Source organism: Paractinoplanes deccanensis (assembly GCF_016862115.1).
Taxonomy (GTDB): Bacteria; Actinomycetota; Actinomycetes; order Mycobacteriales; family Micromonosporaceae; genus Actinoplanes; species Actinoplanes deccanensis.
In genome coordinates this window covers 1-12,406 of the sequence record NZ_BOMI01000083.1, presented here as the reverse complement: position 1 = coordinate 12,406, position 12,406 = coordinate 1, and the positions used below count along the sequence as shown (strand labels likewise).

Annotated in this window: 16 protein-coding genes; 6 read left to right on the top strand and 10 right to left on the bottom strand. The window is 71.4% G+C overall.

Annotated elements, in window-relative coordinates:
- The 7 genes from Ade02nite_RS21875 to Ade02nite_RS21845 all read right to left on the bottom strand — a co-directional run.
- A partial coding sequence (locus Ade02nite_RS21875) for a DUF3311 domain-containing protein (protein ID WP_203766617.1) occupies positions 1 to 199 on the bottom strand: 199 nt, incomplete at its 3' end.
- 107 nt (positions 200 to 306) lie between these two features.
- Positions 307 to 1,536, bottom strand: coding sequence for a glycoside hydrolase family 18 protein (locus Ade02nite_RS21870; RefSeq protein WP_498370402.1), 1,230 nt, complete (start codon positions 1,534 to 1,536; stop codon positions 307 to 309).
- Positions 1,537 to 1,728: 192 nt separating this feature from the next.
- Positions 1,729 to 2,895, bottom strand: a complete 1,167-nt coding sequence (locus tag Ade02nite_RS21865) for a bifunctional RNase H/acid phosphatase (protein WP_203766608.1) — start codon at positions 2,893 to 2,895, stop codon at positions 1,729 to 1,731.
- Positions 2,853 to 3,587 (bottom strand): zinc ribbon domain-containing protein, encoded by a 735-nt coding sequence (locus Ade02nite_RS21860; protein WP_203766606.1) that lies wholly within the window; start codon positions 3,585 to 3,587, stop codon positions 2,853 to 2,855. The genes Ade02nite_RS21865 and Ade02nite_RS21860 overlap by 43 nt, the downstream gene beginning before the upstream one ends.
- Positions 3,584 to 4,411 carry a Nif3-like dinuclear metal center hexameric protein gene (locus tag Ade02nite_RS21855; RefSeq protein ID WP_203766604.1) on the bottom strand — a complete coding sequence of 276 codons (828 nt, stop codon included), beginning with the start codon at positions 4,409 to 4,411 and terminating at the stop codon, positions 3,584 to 3,586. The genes Ade02nite_RS21860 and Ade02nite_RS21855 overlap by 4 nt, the downstream gene beginning before the upstream one ends.
- 28 nt (positions 4,412 to 4,439) lie before the next feature.
- Complete coding sequence (locus Ade02nite_RS21850) at positions 4,440 to 4,973, bottom strand: flavoprotein (protein ID WP_239168953.1); 534 nt, start codon at positions 4,971 to 4,973, stop codon at positions 4,440 to 4,442.
- 70 nt (positions 4,974 to 5,043) lie between these two features.
- Complete coding sequence (locus tag Ade02nite_RS21845; RefSeq protein WP_203766594.1) at positions 5,044 to 6,270, bottom strand: helix-turn-helix domain-containing protein; 1,227 nt, start codon at positions 6,268 to 6,270, stop codon at positions 5,044 to 5,046.
- Between the two features lie 241 nt (positions 6,271 to 6,511).
- Between Ade02nite_RS21845 and Ade02nite_RS21840 the strand changes: the two genes are divergently transcribed.
- Entirely contained in the window at positions 6,512 to 7,201 is a 690-nt protein-coding gene (locus tag Ade02nite_RS21840) for a bifunctional DNA primase/polymerase (RefSeq protein WP_203766592.1), read from the top strand.
- 50 nt (positions 7,202 to 7,251) lie between these two features.
- Here the strand turns inward: Ade02nite_RS21840 and Ade02nite_RS21835 are convergent, their stop codons facing one another.
- Positions 7,252 to 7,857, bottom strand: coding sequence for a helix-turn-helix domain-containing protein (locus tag Ade02nite_RS21835; protein WP_203766590.1), 606 nt, complete (start codon positions 7,855 to 7,857; stop codon positions 7,252 to 7,254).
- 47 nt (positions 7,858 to 7,904) lie between these two features.
- Here Ade02nite_RS21835 and Ade02nite_RS21830 point away from each other — a divergent pair, with 47 nt between their 5' ends.
- On the top strand, positions 7,905 to 8,744 hold the full coding sequence (locus Ade02nite_RS21830; protein WP_203766582.1) for an NAD(P)/FAD-dependent oxidoreductase: 840 nt from the start codon (positions 7,905 to 7,907) through the stop codon (positions 8,742 to 8,744).
- On the opposite strand, the gene Ade02nite_RS21825 is transcribed toward Ade02nite_RS21830, so the two are convergent.
- Both Ade02nite_RS21825 and Ade02nite_RS21820 read right to left on the bottom strand, forming a co-directional pair.
- Entirely contained in the window at positions 8,714 to 9,556 is an 843-nt protein-coding gene (locus tag Ade02nite_RS21825; protein WP_203766580.1) for a hypothetical protein, read from the bottom strand. The two genes, Ade02nite_RS21830 and Ade02nite_RS21825, sit on opposite strands and share 31 nt — an antisense overlap.
- 164 nt (positions 9,557 to 9,720) lie before the next feature.
- A complete protein-coding gene (locus Ade02nite_RS21820) occupies positions 9,721 to 10,014 on the bottom strand; it encodes a barstar family protein (protein ID WP_203766578.1) in 294 nt (97 codons plus the stop codon).
- Between the two features lie 95 nt (positions 10,015 to 10,109).
- On the opposite strand from Ade02nite_RS21820, the gene Ade02nite_RS21815 reads away from it, so the two are divergent.
- The 4 genes from Ade02nite_RS21815 to Ade02nite_RS21800 all read left to right on the top strand — a co-directional run.
- Positions 10,110 to 10,622 (top strand): ribonuclease FAU-1 family protein, encoded by a 513-nt coding sequence (locus Ade02nite_RS21815; protein ID WP_203766576.1) that lies wholly within the window; start codon positions 10,110 to 10,112, stop codon positions 10,620 to 10,622.
- A gap of 10 nt (positions 10,623 to 10,632) precedes the next feature.
- Complete coding sequence (locus Ade02nite_RS21810; protein ID WP_203766574.1) at positions 10,633 to 11,247, top strand: pyridoxamine 5'-phosphate oxidase family protein; 615 nt, start codon at positions 10,633 to 10,635, stop codon at positions 11,245 to 11,247.
- A complete protein-coding gene (locus Ade02nite_RS21805; RefSeq protein ID WP_203766572.1) occupies positions 11,247 to 11,876 on the top strand; it encodes a maleylpyruvate isomerase family mycothiol-dependent enzyme in 630 nt (209 codons plus the stop codon). Before Ade02nite_RS21810 ends, Ade02nite_RS21805 begins: the two co-directional genes overlap by 1 nt.
- A 59-nt stretch (positions 11,877 to 11,935) precedes the next feature.
- Positions 11,936 to 12,406 (top strand): hypothetical protein (locus Ade02nite_RS21800; RefSeq protein ID WP_203766570.1); only part of this gene is annotated, 471 nt, incomplete at its 3' end.

The window sequence follows — 12,406 nt, the reverse complement described above, 5'->3', positions numbered from 1 at the left end:
TCGTCGTCGTGCCCACGCCGACGAGGATGAACAGGAACTGGATCCAGTAGAACGCCGGGAACCCGAACAGCCGCGGCTCGTCCCGGTTGTAGATCGGTGTCAGGACCGGCACGACGATCGGGATGAGAAGCAGCCAGTTCCACGGACTGCGATCGTTGCGGGGCTTGCTCTCGGGCACCTTGGTCTCAGGCTCCGCCATGGCCCGAACCTCCTCGTCAGCGCGTGTGCTGTACGTCACGCTAACGAGGAGGGGTCAAAACGGGCGATCATCGTGCGCCGAGCGGTTCCGGGGGTGCGCCGAACGGCTTATCGCAGGCCCGCGGAAATCGCCCTGGTGAGTGACGCGTTGCCGTCGTCGCCGTCGAGCGACCACATCATCGCGCCGCCGAGGCCTTTCGCCCTGATGTAGAGCGCCTTCTGCAGCATTTGGGCCGGATCGTCGTACGTCCAGAAGGTCGTGCCGTCGAACAGCCAGGCGTGCCCGGCCCGCAGGTCCCGGTGGAGCGTGAAGCCGGGCAGCGTCTTGACCGTCTTGTAGTCCTCGACGCCGGCGGCGAACACGCCGGGAGCCGGCCCGGTGGCGGGCTGGAAGAGACCGTCGCCGCCGCCGCTGACACCCGTCCAGCCCTGGCTGTAGTACGGCAGGCCGAGCACCAGTTCCCGCCGCGGCGCCCCCGCCTTGATCCACGCGTTGATGGCGACGTCCACCGAGAAGTCCGGGTTGTCCGGCGCGCCCCGGGGGACGAAAAGGGCGGACTGCTGATTGGTACGGGACTCCCACGTGCCGTGGAAGTCGTAGCCCTGCACCGTCGCGAAGTCCAGGTACTTGAAGATCTTGTCGCCCTCGAAGCCGGCCTCGATCTTGGCGGGCGCCGCCGGCAGGAACGCGGTCAGATCGTACTTGCGCTTGGTGCTCCTGCTCAGCTTGTCGAGCTGCGCCCGGAACTCCGCGGTCAGCAGGGTGAAGTTCCGCTTGTCCTCGGGCCGGACGATGTTGCCGGCGTTGCCCTCGGAGCCCGGCCACTCCCAGTCGAGGTCCACCCCGTCGAAGATGCCCGCGGCGACCCCCTCGGGCAGCCCCGGCAGGTTCCCCTTGATCCAGAGGTCGACGCAGGAGCTGACGAGCTTCTTGCGCGAGGCGTCGGTCAGGGCCGCGTCCGAGAAGTACGCCGATCCGGTCCACCCGCCGAGCGAGATCAGCACCCGCAGCTGCGGGTTCTTCTTCTTGAGCTCGGCGAGCTGGTTGAGGTTGCCGGCGATGGGCTGCCCCGCGACATCCCCCACCCCGTCCACGCTGTGCGCGTCGTCGAACGGCGTCTGCCAGTCCGCCCACGCGTCAGCGCTGGCGCACACCCCCTCGGCCGTCACCGGCCCGAACGCGTAGTTGAGGTGCGTCAACCGCGCCGCGGCGCCGGAGCTCTGCACCTTGCTGAGCTGGAAATCGCGGCCGTAGATCCCCCACTGCGTGAAGTACCCGACCTTGACGTATGACTTGCCGGTCGCTTGAGCTGGTGTAGCTGCAACCGTCGCGCCCACAGCGGCCAGGGTAGCCACAGCAACGAGACGGCGGGTCAAACCGCGCATGAGTCCTCCAGGAAAGAAAGTTTCCTAATCGAGGAAGTTAGAGGTCTCACTGCGCGGAGGCAACGGCTTCCCGGCCGCTATCTCAAGAGACCCTCCGCAAATCGGTGGAATCCCCCGTCAGGACCGGGTCCTGACGGGAGCGGATCAGCGGAGGTGAGAAGTCTCGTTGACCGAGCGGACGGCGATGTTGCCGTCCGGCCAGATGTCCAGGGTGGAGACTCCGGCCGCGTCCAGGAAGAGGCGGTGCAGGAAGGTGTCCGAGGCCGCCAGCGCGTCGCGCAGGATCAGCTTGATCGGGGTCACGTGGGAGACCAGGACGACCACGCCGCCGGGGTAGGAGTCGAGGACGGTGCGCAGGGCGGCGCCCACGCGCTTGGCCACGGCCTGGAAGGACTCGCCGCCGGGTGGTGCCACGGCGGTGGAGCCGAGCCAGGCGGCCATCTCGGTGGGCCAGCGGTCGTTCACCTCGGCGAAGGTCAGGCCCTCCCAGTCGCCGAAGTCGCATTCGATGAGGTCGGGGACGACGGTGACGGGGACGCCGCCCACCTCGGCGGAGATGAGCTCCGCGGTGCGCGTACATCTGCCCAGGGGTGAGCTGACGATGGCCGTGACGTCCCGGGAGATGCCGGCGACCCGGCCGCCGGCGGCCATGGCCTGGGCCTCGCCCTCGTCGGACAGGGGGATGTCGCCGCGGCCGGAGTAGCGGCCCTGCTTGGTCAGCTGGGTCTCGCCGTGGCGGACCAGGATGAGGCGGGTGGCGTTGTCGAGGGACGGGGGCGCCCACGAGCTGGGCGCCCCCGATTCGAAGACCGAGGCGGGGGCCGCCGGGGACACCAGATCCTCGGCGAGGACTTCCCGGACCGGCTTGCCCGCGGCCTCGTCCATGGCCCGGTTCGCCAGGGCGTCCGCGGCCTTGTTCCGCTCCCGCGGGATCCACTCGAAGGTCACCTTGTCGAAGCGCGCCACCAGCTCCGCGGCCGACGCCGCCAGGGGGCGCAACCCGGCGTTCTTGATCTGCCAGCGGCCGCTCATCTGCTCGACGACCAGCTTGGAGTCCATGCGGACGTCGACCTCGGTCGCGCCGAGCTCGAGGGCCGCGCGCAGGCCCTCGACCAGGCCCGTGTACTCGGCGACGTTGTTCGTGGTGACGCCCAGGGCCCCGTACCGCTCGACCAGGACCTCCCCCGCGGGATGCGAGCGCACCACCGACCCGTAGCCGGCCGGCCCGGGGTTGCCGCGCGAGCCGCCGTCGGCCTCCACGGCGACCCTCACAGGCCGGACTCCTTGGTGCGGACCATGATGCGGCGGCATTCCTCGCAGCGGACCACCTCGTCGGGGGCCGCCGCCTTCACGCGCGCCAGGTCGGCGCCGTACAGCTCGATGCGGCACCCGCCGCAGCGGCCCGACTGGAACAACGCCGCGCCGAGGCCCGAGTCGAGGCGGATCTTGTCGTAGAGGGTGACCAGGTCGGCCGGCAGGTCGGCGGCGAGCGGGCCGCGGGACGACTGCTTGAACTCCTGCTCCTTGGCGATGTCGGCCAGGGCCTCGTCGCGGCGGCGCTCGGCCTCGTCCCGGCGGGCGGCCGCCGCCTGGAGGCGGCTGACGACCTCGGCGAGCGCGGCGTCGGCCGTCTCCTTCTGCTCCATCAGCTCGAGCTCCGCGTCCTCCAGCTCGGACTGGCGGCGGTTGAGCGTGGCCAGCTCGTGCTGGAGGCCCTCGATCTCGCGGAGCGCGCCGCCGGCGTCGAGGCGCTTCTGGTCGCGGTCCTTGCGGATGCGCACCTGCTCGATGTCCTTCTCGAAGCGGCTGATGTCCCGGTCGAGGTCGTCGACCGCCACCTGGGCGCGGACCCGCTCGTCCTCCAGCGCGGAGAGCTCCCGCGCCACGGCGTCGATCTCGGCGAGCTCCGGCAGCGTCTTGCGCTTGTGCGCGAGCTGGGCCAGGGCGGTGTCGACGGCCTGCAGGTCGAGCAGGCGGCGCTGGGCTTCCGGGGAGGCCTTCACGGCAGGGTCTCCTTCTTGTGAAAAAGGGTCCAGGGGTCCGTGTCCAGGTCGGACACGACGACGTCGAAGCCGAACTCGCCGCGCAGCCACGCCGCGACGTCGTCGAGCCAGGGACGTTCCGTCGCCCAGTGGGCGACGTCGATCAGGGCCGGTCCTTCCCCGGCGAGGTGCTCGCTCGCGGGATGATGGCGAAGATCAGCGCAAAGGTACGCGTCCACGCCCGCCCGCGCGGCATCGGCCAGGAACGTGTCGCCCGCGCCACCACAGACGGCCAGAGTCCGCACGACGAGTGACGGGTCTCCCGCGGAGCGCACGCCCGCGGCGGTGGCCGGGAGCCGGGAGGCGACGAATCCCGTCAACTCGGACAGATCCATCGGCGGGGCGAGGACGCCGATGCGCCCGAGGCCGCGACCGGACTCGCTGGGCACGAGCGGCCGGAGGTCACGCAGGCCGAGGCGCGCGGCCAGGGCGTCCGAAACGCCGGGATCGGCCACATCGGCGTTCGTGTGCGCGACGTAGAGGGAGACGTCCGACCGGATCAGCCGGTGGATGATGCGGCCCTTGTACGTGTCGGGGGCGATCGACGACACGGGCTTGAGCAGCAGCGGATGGTGGGCGACGATCAGGTCGGCGCCCACGGCGATCGCCTCCTCGGCCGTCTCGGGCACGCAGTCGACGACGCAGAGGACGCGCTGGACGGGGTGCTCGAAGTCGCCGAGCACCATGCCCACCCGGTCCCAGGACTCCGCCCACTCGCGCGGATAGCGCCGGTCGAGGGCGTCGATCACGTCCCGGACGGTGGGCACGGCGGCAGTGTCGGTCACGGCCGACAACTCTATCGGTCTTCGGGAGCTATCCCACCGCACCCGGCTCGACGGAGCGGCTGCTCATGGTCACCGGGTTGCTGACCGCCTGGAGCGCCCGCCGCCACGGGAACTGGCTGCGGAACCGGTCGGTCTGTCCCGGGCCGCCGAGCCGGCACACGTCCTCGCCGTAGAGCACGTGCACACCCCAGTCACGCAGCTTCGCCAGGCTCTCGTGCAGGGCGGGGTGCAAAGCCATGACCTTGTTCGTGTACGGGACGACGGCCGTCGGAACGCCGTAGCCGTAGCCCTCGACGAGCAGGCCCAGAACGAGCGTGTCGGTGATCCCGGCGGCCCACTTGTTGACCGTGTTGACCGTGGCCGGCGCGACGATCATCGCGTCCGCGTCGGGCAGCATGTCGGGGTCGCCGGGACTCTTGTAGTGGGTACGCACCGGATGACCGGTCTGTGCCTGGAGCGCGTCCACGTCGACGAACTTGCGGCCGTCGGGCGTGGTGATCACGCAGACCTCCCAGCCTTCCTGCTGGGCCAGGGCGACCAGGATGCCGACGTCGCGCGCCATGGGTGAGCCACAGACCAGGACGTACAGAACGCCGGGTGCGGGATTACCGATCGTCACGTGCGAACCGCCCTCATACACCGACTCCCATCTGCTCGGCCAGCTCCGCGACGGGAGCCGGTGGCGCGCCCCGCGTACGGCGGAGCACGTCGGAAAGGACCTCGTGGGCGAGCGGGCGGCAGCGGATCTCGGACGGGGCGAGCCGGTCGCCCTCGAGCAGCATCTCGCTGGCCTTCTCGATGTTGCCGATCTGCGTGTAGCCGCGGGCGATGTCCAGGTAGTGGTGCGCCCGGCGCTCCGGCAGCATGGCGTTGAACCCGACGACGTCGATCTTTTCGTGGGTCTCCACCGCGGTACGCCCGTCGCCCAGCTCGACCGCCGTGGCGCAGCGGTGCAGCTGCACGTTGGTCGGCCCGAAGCTGGTCCAGTAGTGGTTGAAGTCGCCGCCCAGCTCGAGCGACGCCTGCTCGGCCCCGCACAGCAGGTCGCGCACGGTGGCGCTGTCGCCGATGCGTGCCGCCGCCATCGCGCCGTTGAGCAGCAGCATGCCGTAGACCGAGAGGCGGTCCGGCCGGGACGCCTCGTGCGTCGGCGCGAGCCTGTTCGCGATGTTGACGTTGACCTCGAGCGCCGGGCGGACCCGGCCCAGGGCCAGCAGCGCACTGCCCACACGGTACGAGGCGAGGCCGGCCAGGAGCTGGTCGCCGGCGCGCTGGGACACCGCGATCGACCGGTCGGCGGCGAGCCAGGAGAGCTCGTGCTCGCCCACCTTGCGCAGCGCCGACGACGCGATCTGGTACACCTGCCCGAGCAGGTGGGCGGCCTCCTTGGCCTCGGTGCCGCTGGCGTAGGCGCTGTCCGCAGCCTGGGCGTCGCGCAGCAGCTTGGGCAGCGTCCTCGCCAGGACGCCGTACTTCGCGTGCTGATAGGTCAGCCAGGCGTGGCTGACCGCCTTGCGCATCTCGGCCAGCGGCGGCGAGTGCGGCACCGCCTGGAAGAACGCGCTCATCTGGTCGTAGCGCTCCAGGGCGGCGCGGATCTCCTCCACTTCGACCTGATCGATGCAGTTCTGGGTCTCCGGCCGCCGTTCCACGTCCTTGCCCAGCAGCAGCTGGACGTCCACCTGGAGGACGTCGGCGATCTCGTAGACGACGGAGAACTTGTCGAGCCGGCGGACGCCTCGTTCCACCTTGTCGACCCAGCTCTTGGACTTGCCCAACCGGTCAGCGAAAACCTGTTGGGACATCTTGCGCCGGCCGCGCCAATAGGCGACGCGGCGGCCGATCGGCAGCTCGTCCACGGTGCCTCCCCCGACTCGCCTGACGACCCCCGCCGGCGAGCCCTTGTGTCATCTGCAGTGTGAACCCTCCACGTCCGCGCACGTCGCACAGCGTGTGTGATCGCCTGCTCACCGATGCTCGTAGGTTTCGTTGCAACTTGCAAAGGGTGGATCTGCCGGAAACAACGATGCGTGTCGCGCTTGGATACGGCACTCGGAGCTGATAAGGCCCCGAGCCACCTAGATCGGGGGTTATCGAGCCATGCAGTGGACCGTCAGCCGGCCTTTCGTACCACCGGCCCTGCTTGATCTGGTCGATCGGGCTCGTCTCCGGCGGGCCGCGCTGCGCTACGCCGCGCACGGCTGGGCGGTCACTCCCGGCGCCCGCCTCGTCGGGCACCGCTTCAGCTGTGGCCGCCCCGGTTGCCCGATCATGGCCTGCCATCCCGCGCTCGAGTCGTGGGAGGACAGCGCCGGCGCCGACCCCGCACACGTGCGGACCTGGTGGCGGCATCGGCCGTACACCGTGTTGCTGGCGACCGGGCGCAGCTTCGACGTGCTGGAGGTGCCGGCGGCCCTCGGCCTGCGGGTGCTCGGCACGGCACGGCTGCACACCGGGGTGCTCGGCGTGGAGCGGGCGGACGCGCGGGGCCCGGTCGCGGTGACGGCGGCCGGGCGGTGGATGTTCCTCGTGCGGCCCGGCGTGCCCCTGCGGGCCGAGCTGGATCACCGGCTCGACGTCGTACGCCATGGGGCCGGCTCGTGGGTGCCGGCGGCCCCCAGCCGGATGCCGGAGGGGCCGGTGCGGTGGGCCGTGCCCCCGGAGCAGGCACAGTGGTGGCTGCCGGACGCCGAGGTCGTGCAGAACCTGCTGGTGGACGCGCTGGGCACGCTCCCGGAGCGACACGTCACCGTGCCCAGGCAGATGTCCACGGCGCGCCGCGGGGCGTGAGGCCCTCATAATGGCTATCTACCCTAGTCCCATGACGAGGGCCTGAGAAGTCACTCGCCCGAGTGTTTTTTGGGACGTGCACGCACGTGAATGCGTGCGCCCTGCCGGTCGAAGATCGTCAGGAACTCGACGGCCCGCCCCTCGGCGCTGCCGAACCAGTGCGGCACGCGGGTGTCGAACTCCGCAGCCTCACCGGGCGGCAGCACCAGGTCGTGCTCGCCGAGGATCAGCCGCAGCTTGCCGCTGAGCACGTAGAGCCACTCGTACCCCTCGTGGGTCTTGGGGTCGGGCTCCTGCCGGGCGCCGGCGGGGATGAGGTGCTTGAACGCCTGCGGGCCGCCGGGCTGGCGCGAGAGCGGCACGATGGTCTGGCCGAAGGCGCTGATCGGCCGCGCGTAGACCCGGGGGTCGCCGGTGGGCGGCGCGCCGACCAACTCGTCGAGGGGCACGCGATGGGCCCGGGCCAGCGGCAGCAGCAGCTCCAGGGTGGCGCGGCGCTGCCCCGACTCGAGCCGCGACAGGGTGCTGACCGAGATGCCGGTGGTCTCGGCGAGCGCGGTCAGCGTGATCCCGGACTTCTTGCGCAGCTGCCGCAGCCGGGGGCCGACCTCGCGCAGCACGTCCTCGGTCGCGCCTTCGGCGTCTTTTGCTGTCATGGCAAAGATGTTTCCGCATTTCGGCACGGCGTGGCCACCATCGACGCATGACCTACGACGTGATTGTTATCGGGGGCGGACCGGCCGGCCTGAGCGGCGCGGTGGCCCTGGGACGGGCGTTGCGCTCGGTGCTGGTGATCGACTCCGGGGCGCCGCGCAACGCCAAGGCGGACGGCATCCACAACTTCCTGACCCGCGACGGGATGACCCCGGCGGAGTTCCACGCGGCGGGCCGGGCCGAGGTGAAGAAGTACGGCGGCGAGCTGGTCGACGGCGAGGTCGTCGCCGTCCGGCGGGCCGGCTCCACCTTCCACGTGCGGCTCGCGGACGGCTCGGCCCACGAGGCGCGCCGGCTGCTGGTCACCGCCGGGCTGGTCGACGTGCTGCCGGACATCCCGGGCCTGGCGGAGCGCTGGGGCGAGACCGTCCTGCACTGCCCGTACTGCCACGGATACGAAGTCCGAGGTCGCGCGATCGGGGTGCTCGGAGACGCCGAGAAGGTGCGCCTCTGGAGCCAGTGGAGCAAGGACGTCGTGCAGTTGGCCGTGGACGACGTCGCCGCTGTGGAGAACGGCGGGGTCCGGCTGAAGGACGGTAGCTTCGTGGCACGTGACTACCTGGTCGTGACCACCCGCATGGAGGCGCGAGGGGGATTCCTCGAGGAGATCGGGCTCCGGCCCGTCGAGCACCCCATGGGCATCGGCAGCTACATCCCCGCCGTCGACCCGTCGGGCCGCACCGAGGTGCCCGGCGTCTGGGTGGCCGGCAACATCGCCGACCCGATGGCACAGGTCATCACGTCGGCCGGGGCCGGGCTGACCGCCGGCGCGATGATCAACTTCGACCTGATCAACGCTCAGGACGAGGCACGCGACAGCTCCCGGTAGGCCGTGATCACGGCGTCGGTGTGGTCGGCCAGCTCCGGGGCGGCGTGCGCGGCCGGCGCGCCCGGGGCGAGCCCGGTCAGCACCCGCTCGGCCTGCCGGGCGGTCTCGCCGATGGCCCGCTCGCGCAGCAGCGACTCCTGCGCCAGGGCGGTGCGGTCGAGGCCGCGCAAGATCCGGTTGACCTGCCGCCCGGCCTCGCGCCACAGCCGCTCGGCGTGGTCGCGCTGCTCGGCGAGGGCGGCCACGGCCGGGCTGTCGCCGGGCACGCCCTGGTGCGGCACGGCCGAGAGCTCGGCCTGGAGCCGGCGGAGCTCCTGGCGGCGCACGAGAAGGGTGGCCAGGTCGTCGAGGGCACGCGTGAGCGAGTGGTCGGCGGTCGAGTCGATCATGCCGGGCAGCGCCGGCCAGGCCCGGCGGACCCGGCGCGCGACGCGGACGCCGCGCTGGAAGACGGCTCGCTCCTCGGCGGCGAGGATCACCCGCGCGCCCGCCGGGATCGCGAAGTCGGCGGCCTGGGCGGCGCGGGCCTGGCGCCGCCACACGGCGGCGACGGTCGCGGCCGAGGCGATCGCCGGCAGCCACCACGGCACCCCGGCGGCCGCGACCAGCGCGGTCAGAAAGGCCAGCGGCAGCGCGAGCCGGCAGGCGAAGGCCGTGCGCTCCTCGCGGGTGGCCCCACTGGGCGTCACCGGCACCATCTCGGTCACCGATCCGCTCCGCTGCGGGACGGCCCGCCCGGTGCGCGTGCCGACCGGCCGGCCGCTCACAACAATCTTGCCGGCGTCGATGCCGATGTGCAGTTCGGTACCCATCGGCGCTCCTCCGCTCGAGACGTTGCCGTCGGCCGGGCGGGCCACGATCGCCAGGGGGAAACAATCGGGGCCCGCCCGCCGGTGGGTTCTCCCCGCCGGCACCCTCAGCAATCGGTGACCGCGCGACCCGCTTGAGAAGCCCCTCGGGTGCGAGTCGGTTACGGCTACTCCAAGAGCCGGAAGACGAAGCGCTCGTCCCAGGGCTTGCCCCCGTCGGCCTGCTCCACGGCCTCGAACACGTCGAGATACGCCCGGAAGGCCGCATTGCCCAGGGCCAGCCTGATCACGGACGCGTGGATCCAGGTGAGCTCGAGCGGGCGCGGGTCGCCGGCGGCCAGCCGTTCCCGGAGCGCCGTGAGGCCGTACCCGTAGAAGGGGCCGTAGCCGAACGCACCGGCCAGGCGCCTCTGCAGGTCCGCCTCGTCGAGAACGAAACGGCCATCGATGACGACCTTCACCCCGTACCTCCCCCGGGGTTGAAACGAATCACGGTGACGCCCGCAGCGGGGCGGCCGGGCATGTCCCCCGATGGTGATCGATGTAGCCTCGCCGGGTGGATGCGGTCGATCTGGTGCTACGGAAATTCGACGGACGGCCGCATCGGCAGGTGACCGGGCGCCTGCTCGGCGAGGACGAGTTCGGCACCTGGCTGTCCACCCCGCGCGGCACCGTCGTCACCTATCACTACGGCAGCCGCCCCACCGGCCGCACCAGGGTCGACGCGGTCCGGCTCATCCCCGCCGACGGCTGGTGGATGGCGATGTTCCTGGCCGAGCCCGACCCGCGCGAGGTCTACTGCGACGTCATCACGCCGGCGCGGTGGACCGGGCCCGCCGAGATCACCGTCGTCGACCTCGACATCGACCTGGTCCGCTACCGCAAGGGCAAGCGCGTCGAGATCGAGGACGAGGACGAGTTCGAGGAGCACCGCCACGAGCTGGGCTACCCGCCGGAGATCGTCGAGGGCGCGCTGGCCGGCTCGGCCGAGCTGCACGAGGCGCTGACGCTCGACCGGGAGCCGTTCGCGTCGCACTATCGCAAGTGGCTGCTGGCCGGCACTTCCTAGAGTGGTCGCCATGCAGCGGATCACGACGCACGACGAGCTTCGCGAGATCATCGGGACGCCGATCCCCCGGGTGGCGGACAAGGTGCGGCGGGAGCTGCACGACCTCGACCGCGAATGGCTCGCGGCGTCACCCCTGTGCCTGGTCGCCACGTCGGACCCGGCCGGCAATCTGGACGTCTCACCCAAGGGCGACCCGCCCGGCTTCGCGCTCGTGCTCGACCCGGTCACGATCGCCATCCCGGAGCGCAGCGGCAACCGGCGCGCCGACGGCTTCCACAACATCGTGGACAATCCCCACGTCGGGTTGCTGTTCCTCGTGCCCGGCCGGGGAGACACGCTGAGGATCAACGGCAAGGCTCATCTCGTACGGGATGAGCACCTGTTCGACCGCATGGTGGTGCACGGTCATCGCCCGGTGCTGGCGCTGGTCGTGGAGATCGAAGAGGTCTTCTACCACTGCTCCAAGGCGTTCCTGCGGTCGTCGCTGTGGGACACGGCCACCTGGGCGCCCGAGGACGTGCCGTCCCGCCCGGTGATCGCCAAGACGATCGAGCAGCCGCAGGAGCCGCTGGCGTCGCTCGAGGAATACTACGGATCCTCGTACGCGGCGAGGCTGTACAGCTGATGGACGAGGTGCGCGCCGCGATCGCCGTGGAGAGACGCCGCACGGCCGACCTGCTCGAGTCGCTCACGCCGTCGCAGCTCGCGGTCCGGAGCCTGTGCGGCGACTGGACGGTCCGCGAGGTGGCCGCGCACCTGCTCGCCGCCGTCGAGACGCCGCGCGGGGCGACGCTGTCGGCGATGATGCGCTCCGGCTTCCGGCTGCACCGGGCCAACGCGCTGCTGGCCCAGTCGATCGGGCGGCTGCCGGTCACGGAGATCGCGGAGGGCCTGCGCCGCAACGCCGAGAACCCGTTCAAGCCGCCGGTGGTCGGCTACCCCGGCCAGCTCACCGACCTGCTGGTGCACGGCCAGGACATGCGGCGCCCGCTGGGCCTGCCGCACGGCCTCCCGCTCGACTCGCTGCGGGTCGCGCTCGGCTTCCTGGTGTCCGGCAAGGCCGTCGGCTTCACCAGGAAGGCGTGGCTCGCGGGGCTGCGCTTCGAGGCCGGCGACCTGGACTGGTCGCACGGCACCGGCCCGCTGGTGACCGGCCCCGCCGAGGCGCTGATGCTGGCCATGACCGGCAGAGCCGTCGTCCTGGGCGAGCTCGACGGGCCCGGAGTGCGAGTTTTGGCGCAACGCCTCACCTGATCACGCCCGACCGGCCGAACCACCGAAAAGTGTCAGAGGCCGGGTCTACCTTCTCCGCCATGAACACCACCGATCTCCGCTACGCCCCGATCACCCTCGACCGCCGCCTCGTGCTGGGCGACACCGAATACCAGGTCACCTCCTTCCCCGTCGAGGAGGAGCGCCTCGACCTGCGCATCGTGAGCAGCGACACCGACGGCAACGTGGTGAGCGAGCTCAGCGGCGACATCACCCCGTCCGACCTGCCCGGCTTCACCGAGATCCTCACGTCCACCCTGGCCGGCCTCCTCACCATGACCCAGCCACCCGCCGCGGCCCGGCCTCCCGACCGCCACCCCAATCAGGGCGCCCGCTGGACCCCCGAGGACGACGACCGCCTGCTCGCCCGCTACCGCGAGGGCGCCCGCCTTCGAGACCTGATGGCCGAGTTCGGCCGCAGCAACGGCGGCATCCGAGCCCGCCTCGAACACTTGGGCGAGCTCACTCCCGGCGCCCGCTGGCGCTCCCCCACTGCCGCGCCCGGCACCACT